Origin of the sequence: Streptomyces sp. NBC_01431 (assembly GCF_036231355.1) — a bacterium.
In the GTDB taxonomy this organism is placed as follows: Bacteria; Actinomycetota; Actinomycetes; order Streptomycetales; family Streptomycetaceae; genus Streptomyces.
In genome coordinates, this window is sequence record NZ_CP109496.1 from 3643541 (window position 1) to 3657372 (window position 13832).

The following is a 13832-nucleotide window of genomic DNA, read 5'->3' on the forward strand; positions in this document are numbered from 1 at the left end:
ACCCGCCCCCCGAATGTGCCGTCCTAGAGGGCGCAAATTGTCCGGCTGGACGGTGTGGACGCCGTCCCCCGGCCAACTGAATCTCTCGCGGAGTCACGGGAAGCGATGTCTGTCAGGATAGATGGGGACAAAAACGGATCGGTTCCGACTCGTGTACGAAAGGTCCTCCGCGGGCCGCGCCCCGAGTCGGTTCCCAGGGTGGTCGGAACAGCCTGCACGATCGTGGGCCTCCTGGACGTAGCGGCCGGAGTCTTCGATCGCGTCCGGCACAGTCGGTTCCACAGCGTAAGCGAGGTGCTGCCGGGCACCTTCGGCCCCTTCGCGGCGGCCGTGGCGCTCAGCGCCGGCATCCTCCTGCTGCTCCTCGCGCACGGTCTCAAGCGCCGCAAGCGCCGGGCCTGGCGGGCCGCGGTGGTGCTGCTGCCCATCGGGGCGGTGGCCCAGTTCTGGTACCGGCACTCCATCACCGGCGTGCTGATCTCATTGGTGCTTCTCACCCTGCTGGTCCGCCACCGGAGCGAGTTCAACGCGCTGCCCGACCCGCGCAGCCGCTGGAAGGCCGTCGCGAACTTCTTCCTGATGGGCGCCGGATCGCTGGGCCTCGGCCTGGTCATCGTGAGCGTCCACCCGAACAGGACGGTCGGCAATCCGTCCATCGTGGACCGCATCCAGCACGTGATGTTCGGCCTCTTCGGCTTCGAGGGCCCGGTCGAGTACCAGGGCAAGACCAGCTGGACGGTCGGCTACTCCCTCGGCGCGCTGGGCCTGCTGACCGCCGTCACCACGATCTACCTGGCGTTCCGGCCCGAGCACCCGGCCGCCCGGCTCACCCAGGACGACGAGCACAAGCTGCGCGAACTGCTCGCCAAGCACGGCGCCCGCGACTCGCTCGGCCACTTCGCGCTCCGCCGCGACAAGGCCGTCGTCTTCTCGCCCAGCGGCAAGGCGGCCGTCACCTACCGCGTGGTCTCCGGTGTGATGCTCGCCTCCGGCGACCCGATCGGCGACGTCGAGGCCTGGCCCGGCGCCATCGAGCGCTTCATGGACGAGGCGAAGGCACATTCCTGGACCCCGGCGGTCGTCGGCTGCTCCGAAACCGGCGGCGAGGTCTGGACCCGCGAGACCGGGCTCGACGCCCTGGAGCTGGGTGACGAGGCGGTGGTGGACGTCTCGGATTTCTCGCTGGCCGGACGCGCCATGCGAAACGTACGCCAGATGGTCAAGCGCATCGAGCGCAATGGCTACGAAACCCGCGTACGGCGCGTTCGTGACCTCTCCGACGGTGAGCTGGAGCGGATCCGCCGGGCCGCCGAGGACTGGCGCGGCACCGACACCGAGCGCGGCTTCTCGATGGCGCTGGGCCGCATCGGCGACCCGAACGACGGCGACTGCGTGATCGCGACGGCCCACAAGGCGGACGACGACGGGGCGGCGCCCGGCCCGTACGGCGACCTGAAGGCCATCCTGCACTTCGTGCCCTGGGGCAAGGACGGAATGTCGCTTGAGATGATGCGCCGCGACCGCTCGGCCGACCCCGGCATGAACGAGCTCCTGATCGTGGCCTCGCTCCAGGCGTGCGACAAGATCGGCATCAAGCAGGTGTCGCTCAACTTCGCGATGTTCCGCTCGGCGCTCGCACGCGGCGAGAAGATCGGCGCGGGTCCGGTCCTGCGGATGTGGCGCGGCCTGCTGGTCTTCCTCTCCCGCTGGTTCCAGATCGAGTCGCTGTACAAGTTCAACGCGAAGTTCCAGCCCCGGTGGGAGCCGAGGTTCATGGTGTACCGGGCGCACGCCGACCTCCCCCGCATCGGCTTCGCCGTGATGCAGGCCGAGGGCTTCGTGAACCTGGGCCTGCCGGGGCCGCTGGCCCGCCTGACCCGGGCGGCCCGCCGCGAACGCGCCTGCGCGCACGTGACCACCCCGGACCAGGTGCCCGCGGCGTAGCCGCCCCCTCCCGCAAACCCCGGTGCCGGGCCCCCTTTACGGGGCCCGGCACCGGGGTTTCGCTTTCCCCGCCCTGCTGCTTGCGGCTTCCCCACGGCGATGGGTTCCCCCGGTGGGGGCCGGGGTGCGGTGGCGGGACGGGGCGCTGGGTACGGTGCGCGCTGGGGCTCCGCCCCGCCGCTTCCCGAAACCCTCCGGGGGTGAGTGGTTCGGGTGCGGATCGCGCCGACTGGTCGCGCGGTTCCCCGCGCCCCTGGCGGGGCCGCCCGGGGGCGGGGCCCCAGGTGTCAGGCCTTTTCCAGCTCCACTTCAACCGCCGTCGCCGAAGACTCCGCGACCCGCCGCCCCCGCGCCTTGTCGGACGAAAGGCCCACCAGCGCCACGCCCACAACAAGCACGAACGCGATCCCCGCCAGCGCGAAGCTCAGCGTGAACTGGCTCTCGGCCGGCAGCGGCGGCACGCCCTTGGGCAGGCCCGAGATCACCTTTGAGGCGAGGAGGGAGGTGATCACCGCGCTGGCGATCGCCGAACCCACCGAGCGCGAGATCGAGTTGATGCCGTTCGCGATGCCCGTCTGGTGGTGCGGGACGCTCGCCACGATGAGCGCCGGCATCGCCGCGTACCCGAAGCTGATCGCGGCACCGATCAGCATCCCCGCGAGGATCACGGACGACGTCGAGTCGTGTGCCCCGGTCAGCCAGGCGAAGCCCAGGACACCGAAGGCGGCACCGGCCGCGAGCGTGAAGCGCGCTCCGATCCGGCCCACCAGCTGCCCGCCCAGCGGTGCGGCGACCAGCGAGACGAGCGTGGTCGGCAGCAGGTACTCGACGGAGGCCCGAAGCACGGACGCCGAGAAGCCGTAGCCGGTCAGCTTGTCCGGCATCTGCACCAGGTACGAGACGCCGATGAACTGCGAGAACATCGCGAAACCGAGCAGCAGCCCGGCCAGGTTGGTGAAGAGCACCGGCCGGTGCGCGAACATCCGCATGTCCACCATGGGCGCCTTCACGTTGCGCTCGACCAGGACCCAGACCCCGGCCATGACCACGGCGGCGACGAAGAACCCGACCGTACGGGCGGAGCCCCAGCCCCACTCGTGACCCTGCGAGATGGGCAGCAGGAGCAGAACGAGGAAGCCGGCCAGGGTGGCCGCGCCGAGCCAGTCGGTGCGCCCGCCCGTCTTCGTACGGGAGGCCGGTACGACCGCGATGACCGCGATCAGGGCGAGGACCGCGAGGATCACTGCGAGCCAGAACACCCGGTGGTAGTCGGGGTGCGAGCCTTGCGTGAGCAGACCGGCGCCGACGAGCGCGAGGCCACTGCCGAACGCAAGGGTGCCGCTGACCAGCGCCATCGCGCCGTGCAGCTTCTGCGGCGCGATCTCCTCGCGCAGTACGGAAAGAGCGAGCGGGAAGATCGCGGTGGCCGCGCCCTGGAGCACCCGGCCGACGATCAGCAGGGTGAGCGAGCTGGTGGTGGCGGCGAGCACGGAGCCCGCGACCATGACCACGAGCACACCGATCAGCGTCGGCTTCTTGCCGTGCATGTCGCCGAAGCGGCCGAGCAGCGGGGTGAAGACGGCCGCCGAGAGCAGGGTCGCGGTGGTGACCCAGCTGACGCCCGAGGTGGTGGTGCCGAGGTCGGTCTGGATGATCCCGAGGATCGGTACGACCAGGGTCTGCATCATCGAGACGACCATGGCGGCCAGGCCGAGCACCAGGACGAGGCCGGTACCGCCGCGGGGGCGTTGGTTAGTGGTCACTTTTTCTTCCGTACGGCAGGAGGAGGTACTTGAGCGGATGGAAGCTTGATTACCTCAAGCAACTTAATGAAGGTAAACATCAAAGGTTGAGGTAGTCAAGTTTCACTCGAATCGCGGGTACAGTGGACGGCATGCCTGGAACCAGCCGCCCGACCGCTGTCAGCAACGCCGTGCTCATGGACGCCATCTGGGACTCCCTGGCCGGCTTCTACGGCGACTTCTCCTCGGCCGCCGCCGAGGAGGGCCTCACCTCCAGCCAGGCCAAGACCCTGACCGTGCTGCGCCGCGGACCCGCCTCCATGCGCTCGCTCGCCACCACGCTGCACTGCGACGCCTCCAACGTCACCGGGATCATCGACCGCCTGGAGGCCCGCACTCTGGTGCGCCGCGAACCGAGCCCGACCGACCGCCGCGTCAAGAACGTCGTCCTGACCGAGGACGGCATACGCACCGTGGAGACCGTGCGGATCGGCATGCTCGCCACCCACACCGCCCTGGACGCGCTCCCCGACGCCGACCGCGTCGCCCTGCACGACCTCCTCCAGCGCCTTTTCGCCACCCCCGAGCATGGTCCGGCAACCTCCGGCTGACGCCTACGCTGGACGTATGAGTACGTTGAACGGGCGGGGGTCCGTCGAAGGCCTGCCCGAATGGGACCGCTGCGCGGTCATGGGCGTGGTCAATGTGACGCCCGACTCCTTCTCCGACGGCGGCCGGTGGTTCGACACCTCCACCGCCGTCAAACACGGCCTCGACCTCGTCGCCGAGGGTGCCGACCTCGTCGACGTCGGCGGCGAGTCCACCCGCCCCGGCGCCTCCCGCGTGGACGAGGACGAGGAGCTGCGCCGCGTCATCCCGGTCGTGCGGGGCCTGGCCGCCGAGGGCGTCACCGTCTCCGTCGACACCATGCGCGCCCGCGTCGCCGAACAGGCGATAGCCGCCGGCGCGGCTCTGGTCAACGACGTCAGCGGCGGGCTCGCGGACCCCGCGATGATCCCCGCCGTCGCCGCCACCGGCGCCCCCTTCGTGGTGATGCACTGGCGCGGCTTCAGCCAGGACATGAACAGCCGCGCGGTCTACGACGACGTGGTGGCCGAGGTCGTCGCCGAACTCCGCGTCCGTACCGAGGCCGTCATCGAGGGCGGCATCGCCCCCGAACGCCTCGTGATCGACCCCGGCCTCGGCTTCGCCAAGCAGGCCGAACACGACCTCGCGCTCGTGGCCCACCTCGCCGAGCTGCACGCGCTCGGCCGCCCCCTCCTGGTCGCCGCCTCCCGCAAGCGGTTCCTCGGCCGCGTACTGGCCGGTGACGAGGGCGCCCCGCCGCCCGCCCGCGAGCGCGACGCGGCCACCGCCGCCGTCTCCGCCATCGCCGCGCACGAGGGCGCCTGGGCGGTCCGCGTCCACGAGGTACGGGCCACCGCCGACGCCGTGCGCGTGGCACGCGCCGTCGAGGGCGCGCGGTGAGCGCGCGTACCGACAGCGAGGCGGTCGAGCGCGCCAACACCGCGTTCTACGAGACGCTGGAGCGGGGCGACTTCGACGAGCTGTCCGAGCTGTGGCTGAGCGCGACCGAGGCCGGCGACACCGGGATCTCCTGCGTCCACCCGGGCTGGCCGGTGCTCTCCGGGCGCGGCGAGGTGCTCCGCTCGTACGCGCTGATCATGGCGAACACCGAGTACATCCAGTTCTTCCTGACCGATGTGAAGGTCGTCATCCTGGGCGACACCGCGCTGGTGACCTGCACCGAGAACATCCTCAGCGGCGGCCCCGCCGAGGAGAGCGGCGAGCTGGGGCCGCTGGTCGGGCAGCTCGTGGTCGCCACCAATGTGTTCCGCCGCACATCCGACGGCTGGCGGCTGTGGTCCCACCACGGCTCGCCGGTCCTCGCCGAATCGGGCGACGAAGAGCCGGAAGAGGACTGAATCCGGGCACGATTGGGAGCTTTGGAGGATTGAATCCCCGGTCATCGGGTAGGGGCGGCTACCAGCCCTTTGAAGATCTGTCCATAGCCCCCGTGGGCGAGCACTGTCAGTGCCCGCAGGTAGATTCGATTGTGGGCACCGTGCCGCCCGCACGCGGCCGCATGTCCGTCTGACCAACGACAGCAGGAGTGATTCGCGTGGATCGTGTCGCGCTGCGCGGCCTCAAGGCCCGTGGGCACCATGGCGTCTTCCCCCGGGAACGCGAGGAGGGCCAGACCTTCATCGTGGATCTGGTGCTCGGCCTCGACACCCGCCTCGCGGCGGCCGACGACGACTTGGCGAAGACCGTGCACTACGGCGTGGTGGCCGAGGAAGTGGTCGACGTCGTCCAGGGCGAGCCCGTCGACCTGATCGAGACGCTCGCCGAGCGCATCGCCCAGCAGTGCCTCAAGCACGACGGCGTGCAGGAGGTGGAGGTGGTCGTCCACAAACCGGACGCGCCGATCACCGTCCCGTTCGACGACGTGACCATCACCATCACCCGGAGCCGAGTATGACCGTGTTCTCGCAGGGCCAGAGCGACCCGACCGTACAGCCGGTGCCCGCCTCCGTGGTCGAGCAGGTCGACGCCGCCGATGTCACGCTCTCCAATCCGCGCCGCGCCGTCATCGCCCTCGGATCCAACCTGGGCAACCGCATGGAGACCCTCCAGGGCGCCATCGACGCGCTGGAGGACACCCCCGGTCTGCGCGTCAAAGCCGTCTCGCCGGTGTACGAGACGGAACCGTGGGGCGTCGAGGCGGGCTCCCAGCCCTCCTACTTCAACGCGGTGGTCGTGGTGAAGACGACGTTGCCACCGGCCTCGCTCCTGGAGCGCGGCCACGCCATCGAGGAGGCCTTCGACCGGGTGCGCGACGAGCGCTGGGGCCCGCGCACCATCGACGTCGACATCGTCGCGTACGCGGACGTCGTCTCCGACGACCCGGTGCTGACGCTCCCCCACCCGCGCGCCCACCAGCGGGCGTTCGTACTGGCCCCCTGGCACGACGTGGAGCCCGAGGCGCAGCTGCCCGGCCACGGCCCGGTGGCCGACCTGCTGACCGGCGTCGGCCGCGACGGCGTACTGCCCCGCGCCGATCTGGAACTCCGCCTGCCCGAGTAGTCGTTACGCTTCCGAGGTCGACCACCGAGCGCTCCACGGGAAGTAGAGTGCATTGACTGCGGGCCGATGAGGATCCCCCTGTTTCGAACGAAGTTGAGGGCTCGGGGGAAGCCGGTCGCGCACTCCCCCGCGCCCCTCGCGGGCGCTGTAGCGCACCGAGCTTCGACACGACCGCTACTTCGACACGACCGCTAGAGACGCGAAGGGCACTACTCCGTGAAGCAACTGCGGCTGGGCGTACTGGCCGGACTCTTCGTCATTGCCGGAGTGCTCTCCTGGGCCGGCGCCCGGCTGTGGGACTCGGTCGGCACCCTGCCCGGCGTGCCGATCGCGGCGCCGATCGTGCTCGGGGTGATCGCCGCCGCGCTGCTCGCGACGGCCCTGTCCATCCGCTCCCGGCTGCGCGCCCAGCGCGAGCGCCGCCCGGGGGCCAAGGGCGTCGAGCCCCTGATGGCTGCCCGCGCGGTGGTCTTCGGCCAGGCCAGCGCCCTGGTGGCGGCTCTGGTGTGCGGGATGTACGGCGGCACCGGCGTCTATCTGCTGAGCTACCTCGACATCCCGGCCCGCCGCGACCAGGCGATCTACGCCGGCTTCTCGGTGGTGGCCGGCATCGGCGTCATCGCGGCGGCCCTGTTCCTGGAGCGCATCTGCAAGCTCCCGGACGACGAGGACGACAACAAAGCGCCCGCCGTCTGAGACCCCCGCCCCGCCGCACGGACCACAACGGCCCCGGCTTCCTGCTCGACAGGAGGCCGGGGCCGTTCCCATCCCGGGAGCCCCAACGGGCTCTCCCGATAAGGGAGTTGGACGCACAAACACGGGGCCTTGGGAAGATCCGGTACGCCGCTGTTCATCAACTGCGGAGCCGGTGTCCATCGACTACGGGCCGGTGTCCATCAACCGCAGGGCCGGTGTCCATCAACCGCGGGCCGGTGTCCATCGACTGCGGGCCGGTGCTCATCGACCGCGGGCCTGCCGTGGCTGGTCGCGCGGCCCTCAGGGCACGGCACCCGCTGTCCGCGGAGCCCTCAGCGAGCCATGATCAGGCTCATCGCCTCGTTGCGGGTCGCCGGATCGCGCAGCTGGCCGCGCACCGCCGAGGTGATGGTCTTGGCCCCGGGCTTGCGGACCCCGCGCATGGTCATGCACATGTGCTCGCACTCGATGACCACGATCACGCCGCGCGGCTCCAGGATCTCCATCAGCGCGTCCGCGATCTGCGTGGTCAGGCGCTCCTGCACCTGCGGCCTGCGGGCGAAGACGTCCACCAGTCGGGCCAGCTTGGACAGACCCGTGATCTTGCCGTCCGTGGACGGGATGTAGCCGACGTGGGCCACCCCGACGAACGGCACGAGGTGGTGCTCGCAGGAACTCATGACCTCGATGTCCTTCACCAGGACCATCTCGTCGTGGCCCAGGTCGAACGTCGTCGTCAGCACGTCCTCGGGCTTCTGCCGCAGACCCGCGAATATCTCCCGGTAGGCCCGAGCCACCCGCGCCGGTGTCTCCCGGAGCCCTTCGCGGTCCGGGTCCTCGCCGACCGCGATGAGGAGCTCACGCACGGCGTTCTCGGCTCGCTTCTCGTCGAACTCGCCGATCTTGGCCTCGCCGTCCAGCGTCACCGGGTCGGTCATCTGTGCCTCGTTCCTCAACTGTCTTCCATGGCGCGTGGCCGAAAAACAGCCGCGCCCCCACAGGCTAAAACCTGGGGGGCGCGGCATGCATTCCGGGGCCCGTGTGGACCCGCGGGCTCAGCTCTCGGGCCGGTCTTCGGGGGCCGGGGCGGCCTCCGTGGCCTTGTCCAGCGGCACGGAGCCGTTGGCGCTCGCGGCGCCATTGGTCAGCGCCAGCTCCTTCGGCGAGAGCACCGGCGGGCGGGTCGACGGCGTACGCCGCGAGGAACCGGTCCACGCCGGACGGGCCGGGCGCTTGACGATCCCGGAGAAGACCTCGGCGATCTGCTCCTTGCTGAGGGTCTCCTTCTCCAGGAGCTCCAGGACCAGCTTGTCGAGGATGTCGCGGTTCTCGACCAGGATCTCCCAGGCCTCGTTGTGCGCCGTCTCGATGAGCTTCTTGACCTCTTCGTCGACGAGCGCCGCGACCTCTTCCGAGTAGTCGCGCTGGTGCGCCATCTCACGGCCCAGGAACGGCTCGGTGTTGTCGCCACCGAACTTGATCGCGCCGAGCCGCTCGGTCATGCCGTACTGCGTGACCATCGCGCGGGCGGTGGCCGTGGCCTTCTCGATGTCGTTGGCCGCACCCGTGGTCGGGTCGTGGAAGACGAGCTCCTCGGCCGCGCGCCCGCCCAGCATGTACGCCAGCTGGTCGAGCATTTCGTTGCGCGTGGTCGAGTACTTGTCCTCGTCCGGCAGGACCATGGTGTAACCCAGGGCCCGGCCGCGCGACAGGATCGTGATCTTGTGGACCGGGTCCGAGTTGGGCGAAGCCGCGGCGACCAGGGCGTGTCCGCCCTCGTGGTACGCGGTGATCTTCTTTTCCTTCTCCGACATGATCCGGGTCCGCTTCTGCGGGCCCGCCACGACGCGGTCGATCGCCTCGTCAAGGGCGTTGTTGTCGATCAGCTTCCGGTCGCCGCGCGCCGTCAGGAGCGCCGCTTCGTTCAGCACGTTCGCCAGGTCGGCACCGGTGAAGCCCGGGGTGCGCCGCGCCACGGCGGACAGGTCCACGTCCGGAGCGACCGGCTTGCCCTTCTGGTGGACCTTGAGGATCTCCAGACGGCCCTGCATGTCCGGGCGGTCGACCGCGATCTGGCGGTCGAAGCGGCCGGGACGCAGCAGCGCCGGGTCCAGGATGTCGGGCCGGTTCGTCGCGGCGATCAGGATGACGCCGCCCTTCACGTCGAAGCCGTCCATCTCGACCAGCAGCTGGTTGAGCGTCTGCTCGCGCTCGTCGTGCCCGCCGCCGAGGCCCGCGCCGCGGTGACGTCCCACGGCGTCGATCTCGTCGACGAAGACGATCGCCGGGGCGTTCGCCTTGGCCTGCTCGAAGAGGTCGCGCACCCGGGAGGCGCCGACGCCGACGAACATCTCGACGAAGTCGGAGCCGGAGATCGAGTAGAAGGGAACGCCGGCCTCACCCGCGACGGCGCGGGCGAGCAGCGTCTTGCCCGTACCGGGCGGGCCGTACAGCAGCACACCCTTGGGGATCTTGGCGCCGACGGCCTGGAACTTCGCCGGCTCCTGGAGGAACTCCTTGATCTCGTGGAGTTCCTCGACGGCCTCGTCGGACCCCGCCACATCGGCGAAGGTCGTCTTCGGGGTGTCCTTGGTGATGAGCTTGGCCTTGGACTTCCCGAAGTTCATGACTCGGGAGCCGCCGCCCTGCATCTGGTTCATCAGGAACAGGAAGACCACGACGATGAGGACGAAGGGGAGCAGCGAGAGCAGGATCCCGAGGAACGGGTTCTGCTTGTCGGGCGAGACGGTGTACCCCTTGGGGATGTCACCGGCCTTGACGCTGCTCTGCAGCTGATCGGCCAGCGAACTCGCCTGGATGTCCCCGATGTAGTTCGCCTGGACCTTGCTGCTGCCCTTGACCTTCTGGCCGTCCTTCAGGTCGATCTTGATGACCTGACTGTCACCTGTGGTGATCTTGGCCTGTTCGACCTGCTTGTTGCTGATCGCCTGAACGACATCGGATGTGTCGACCGCCTTGTAGCCGCCACCCGAGCCGACGACCTGCATCAGCACGACCACGGCGAGGACGGCCAGCACGATCCACATGACCGGCCCACGGAAGTATCGCTTCACGTCCATCCATACGGAGCGCGAGAACGCCCCGTCCCTCCTGCCCGTAGGTAAATGCTGCTGTGAGTATGACTAAGACTGTGTGTAAAGACTGTTCTTCGGACGGTACCCCAGCATTGTCACCCGTGGCCGCACGGTACGGCTGACAAAGGCCCCTTCCCCTGCTCCAACGGCGGGAGGGCCGCTGTGGTTCCCCGGACGGGCCGGAGCTGTGTCAGCCGCCGTACACGTGCGGCGCGAGGGTCCCGACAATCGGGAGATTGCGGTACTTCTCGGCATAGTCGAGGCCGTAACCCACGACGAATTCATTGGGGATGTCGAACCCGATCCACTTCACGTCGATCGCGACCTTTGCGGCATCCGGCTTACGGAGCAGCGTGCAGACCTCAAGCGAGGCGGGCTCGCGCGAACCGAGGTTGGAAAGCAGCCAGGACAGCGTCAGACCGGAGTCGATGATGTCCTCGACGATCAGGACGTGCTTGCCCTTGATGTCGGTGTCGAGGTCCTTGAGGATCCGGACGACGCCGGAGGACTGGGTGCCGGCACCGTATGAGGAGACGGCCATCCAGTCCATCGTGACCGGGGTGGCCAGCGCGCGGGCCAGATCCGCCATGACCATCACGGCGCCCTTGAGGACACCGACGATGAGCAGGTCCTTGCCCGCGTACTCCGCGTCGATCTTCCCGGCCAGCTCGGCCAGTTTCGCGTCGATCTCTTCCTTGGTGATGAGCACCGACTGAAGGTCGGTGCCCATGTCCTTCTCGTTCACCCGGGCCGCTTTCTTGGGGGTTTCGTTGTCCGTGCGGGAGCCGAGTTACGTGCGTGAGCTCAGCTCTGCCGAATGACCAGTCTGCCACCCTGCCGACGCGCGACGACGCGGCCGGGGAGATTGATGGCCCGCTGGCCGCGCCAGCTGGTGATCAGTTTGTCGACCTCCTCGACATGGCGGGCGAAGAGCGAACCGGCGGGGGAGCCCGCGTCGATGGCCGCCCGGCGCACGATGCGGCGGCGCACGGCGGGCGGTAGCGCGAACAGCCTGGCGCAGTCGAGGAGCCCGGCGTCGTCCCGTACGGCCGGGTCCGCCTGGACGGCCCAGGCGTCCAGGGCGTCGGCGTCGTCGCGGGAGAGCTGGGCGGTGCGGGCCAGCGCCTCGACGACGCCCTTGCCGAGCGCCTTCTCCAGAGCGGGCAGGCCCTCCTGGCGCAGCCGGGAGCGGGTGTAGGCGGGGTCGGCGTTGTGCGGATCGTCCCAGACGGGCAGCGACTGGACCATGCAGGCCTTGCGGGCGGTCTGCCGGTCGATCTCCAGGAACGGGCGCCGGTAGCGGCCCCGGGTTCCGGAGACGGCGGCCATACCGGAGAGCGAGCGGGTGCCGGAGCCGCGGGCGAGGCCGAGCAGGACCGTCTCGGCCTGGTCGTCGCGGGTGTGGCCGAGCAGGATGGCGGCGGCGCCGTGGCGCTCGGCCGCGGCGTCCAGAGCGGCGTAGCGGGCGTCCCGGGCGGCGGCCTCGGGTCCGCCCTCGCGGCCTACGCGAACGGCGATGGCCTCGGCCGGGTCGAGCCCAAGGCCTGACATGCGGGAGACGACTTCGGCGGCCCGCAGGTCGGAGCCGTGCTGGAGGCCGTGATCGATGGTGATGCCGCCGGCGCGCAGCGAGAGCTTGCGGGATTCGAAGGCGAGGGCGGAGGCGAGCGCCATGGAGTCGGCACCGCCCGAGCAGGCCACGAGCACGAGCGGCTCGGGGGCGGTACGGGTGCCGGCCCCGGCGGCCCCGGCGGCCTCGGTGTCGCGGGAGTGTTCGTTCAGTACGTCGTGGAGTACGCGGCGAACCGCCAGGCGTATCGCTGCGACCGCAGGATGGGGACCCATGTCCGGTGCCCTTCGGTGAAGTTGGGGGTGCCTCTGGCGCGGAGAGGAAGCGGGGGGGAGATCAGAGGGATCAGAGGGAGCAGGAGAGCCGTTCAGTCACACAGAGTGCGTAGATGGTGACAGAACAGAGCCGTTACCCGAGCATTGCACGCCTACCCATGCCCGACGGTCCCTCGGATGGGTGATTCCCGCGTTGACACCTTCCACCGGCGGCTTTCGCGTCAGGAGTCCGCCTTGCGGTGGACCCGCGCGACCCAGTCCGCCGGCTTGGCGATCTCGGCCTTGGTCGGAAGCGTGTTCGGGGACGTCCACACCCGGTTGAAACCGTCCATGCCCACCTCCTCCACCACGGCCCGCACGAAACGCTCGCCGTCACGGTACTGGCGCAGCTTGGCGTCCAGGCCGAGCAGCTTGCGCAGGGCCAGGTCGAGCCGGGAGGCACCCTTGGCCCGGCGCTCCTTGAACTTCTCGCGGATCTCCGCCACCGACGGCACGACCTGCGGTCCGACCCCGTCCATCACGTAGTCCGCGTGTCCTTCGAGCAGCGACATCACGGCGGTGAGCCGGCCCAGGATCTCGCGCTGGGCCGGGGTCTGCACCAGCTCGACCAGGGAGCGGCCGTCCTCGCCCTCCTCACCCTCGGGCCGTCCGCCGCTCAGCGACTGGGCGGCCTCGCGCAGCCGCTCCAGGATCGTCATCGGGTCGACCTCGGTCTGGTCCAGGAATGACTGGATCTCGCCCTCCAGGTGGTCGCGCAGCCAGGGCACGGCCGTGAACTGGGTGCGGTGGGTCTCCTCGTGGAGACAGACCCAGAGCCTGAAGTCGTGCGGGTCCACGTCGAGTTCGCGCTCGACGTGCACGATGTTGGGCGCGACGAGCAGCAGCCGGCCCCCGCCGCCCGGCGCCGCCGGGAGCTCCCGGCTCGCGGGCGCGAAGGTCTCGTACTGACCGAGGACCCGGGAGGACAGGAAGCTGAGCAGCATGCCGAGTTCGACACCGGTGACCTTGCCGCCGACCGCGCCGAGCACGGCCCCGCCGGGCATGTTCCCGCGGCGGTCCTGCATCTTGTCGAGCAGCGGGCGCAGCACCTCGCGGAAGCCCGCGACGTTGGCCCGCACCCATCCGGCCCTGTCGACGACCAGGACCGGCGTGTCCTCGGGTTCGACACCCTCCGGGATCATCCGGGTGAACGCCCGCACGTGTTCCTCGGCGGCCTTGGCGTGCCGGCGCAGCTCGGCGACGACGGCGCGTGCCTCGTCGCGGCTCACGTCGGGGCCCGGCCGCACCAGTCGGGTCGCGGTCACGACCGCGAGGTTCCAGTCGACCATCCCAGAGGTACCTGCACCGCCGATGCCAGTCATGCGTCAACCGTACGTTGTCGACCCGGTGAGGGGACCCGGTT

13 protein-coding genes are annotated in these 13832 nt (G+C 69.9%); 7 read left to right on the forward strand and 6 right to left on the reverse strand.

Annotated features, from left to right (window positions below):
* Positions 1–105: 105 nt before the first annotated feature.
* Positions 106–1944: a phosphatidylglycerol lysyltransferase domain-containing protein gene (locus OG522_RS16685; protein WP_329463766.1), complete on the forward strand. Its 1839-nt coding sequence runs from the start codon at positions 106–108 to the stop codon at positions 1942–1944.
* Positions 1945–2231: 287 nt separating this feature from the next.
* Here the strand turns inward: OG522_RS16685 and OG522_RS16690 are convergent, their stop codons facing one another.
* Complete coding sequence (locus OG522_RS16690; RefSeq protein ID WP_329463767.1) at positions 2232–3707, reverse strand: MFS transporter; 1476 nt, start codon at positions 3705–3707, stop codon at positions 2232–2234.
* Positions 3708–3838: 131 nt separating this feature from the next.
* On the opposite strand from OG522_RS16690, the gene OG522_RS16695 reads away from it, so the two are divergent.
* The 6 genes from OG522_RS16695 (at position 3839) to OG522_RS16720 (ending at position 7490) form a co-directional block, all read left to right on the forward strand.
* Entirely contained in the window at positions 3839–4297 is a 459-nt protein-coding gene (locus OG522_RS16695; protein WP_329463768.1) for a MarR family winged helix-turn-helix transcriptional regulator, read from the forward strand.
* Positions 4298–4313: 16 nt separating this feature from the next.
* Positions 4314–5174: a dihydropteroate synthase gene (gene folP, locus OG522_RS16700; protein WP_329463769.1), complete on the forward strand. Its 861-nt coding sequence runs from the start codon at positions 4314–4316 to the stop codon at positions 5172–5174.
* Positions 5171–5632 carry a nuclear transport factor 2 family protein gene (locus OG522_RS16705; protein WP_329463770.1) on the forward strand — a complete coding sequence of 154 codons (462 nt, stop codon included), beginning with the start codon at positions 5171–5173 and terminating at the stop codon, positions 5630–5632. The genes folP and OG522_RS16705 overlap by 4 nt, the downstream gene beginning before the upstream one ends.
* A 197-nt stretch (positions 5633–5829) precedes the next feature.
* Positions 5830–6189, forward strand: coding sequence for a dihydroneopterin aldolase (gene folB / locus OG522_RS16710; RefSeq protein WP_329463771.1), 360 nt, complete (start codon positions 5830–5832; stop codon positions 6187–6189).
* A complete protein-coding gene (folK, locus tag OG522_RS16715) occupies positions 6186–6794 on the forward strand; it encodes a 2-amino-4-hydroxy-6-hydroxymethyldihydropteridine diphosphokinase (protein WP_329463772.1) in 609 nt (202 codons plus the stop codon). The genes folB and folK overlap by 4 nt, the downstream gene beginning before the upstream one ends.
* 216 nt (positions 6795–7010) lie before the next feature.
* Entirely contained in the window at positions 7011–7490 is a 480-nt protein-coding gene (locus OG522_RS16720) for a DUF3180 domain-containing protein (protein WP_329463773.1), read from the forward strand.
* A gap of 332 nt (positions 7491–7822) precedes the next feature.
* On the opposite strand, the gene folE is transcribed toward OG522_RS16720, so the two are convergent.
* From folE to OG522_RS16745, 5 genes are all read right to left on the reverse strand, one after another.
* Entirely contained in the window at positions 7823–8428 is a 606-nt protein-coding gene (gene folE, locus OG522_RS16725; protein WP_329463774.1) for a GTP cyclohydrolase I FolE, read from the reverse strand.
* 117 nt (positions 8429–8545) lie between these two features.
* On the reverse strand, positions 8546–10570 hold the full coding sequence (gene ftsH / locus OG522_RS16730) for an ATP-dependent zinc metalloprotease FtsH (RefSeq protein WP_329463775.1): 2025 nt from the start codon (positions 10568–10570) through the stop codon (positions 8546–8548).
* A gap of 205 nt (positions 10571–10775) precedes the next feature.
* Positions 10776–11315, reverse strand: coding sequence for a hypoxanthine phosphoribosyltransferase (gene hpt / locus OG522_RS16735; RefSeq protein ID WP_329467621.1), 540 nt, complete (start codon positions 11313–11315; stop codon positions 10776–10778).
* Between the two features lie 74 nt (positions 11316–11389).
* Positions 11390–12430 (reverse strand): tRNA lysidine(34) synthetase TilS, encoded by a 1041-nt coding sequence (tilS, locus tag OG522_RS16740; protein ID WP_329463776.1) that lies wholly within the window; start codon positions 12428–12430, stop codon positions 11390–11392.
* Between the two features lie 221 nt (positions 12431–12651).
* On the reverse strand, positions 12652–13791 hold the full coding sequence (locus OG522_RS16745; RefSeq protein WP_329463777.1) for a zinc-dependent metalloprotease: 1140 nt from the start codon (positions 13789–13791) through the stop codon (positions 12652–12654).
* Positions 13792–13832 lie beyond the last annotated feature (41 nt).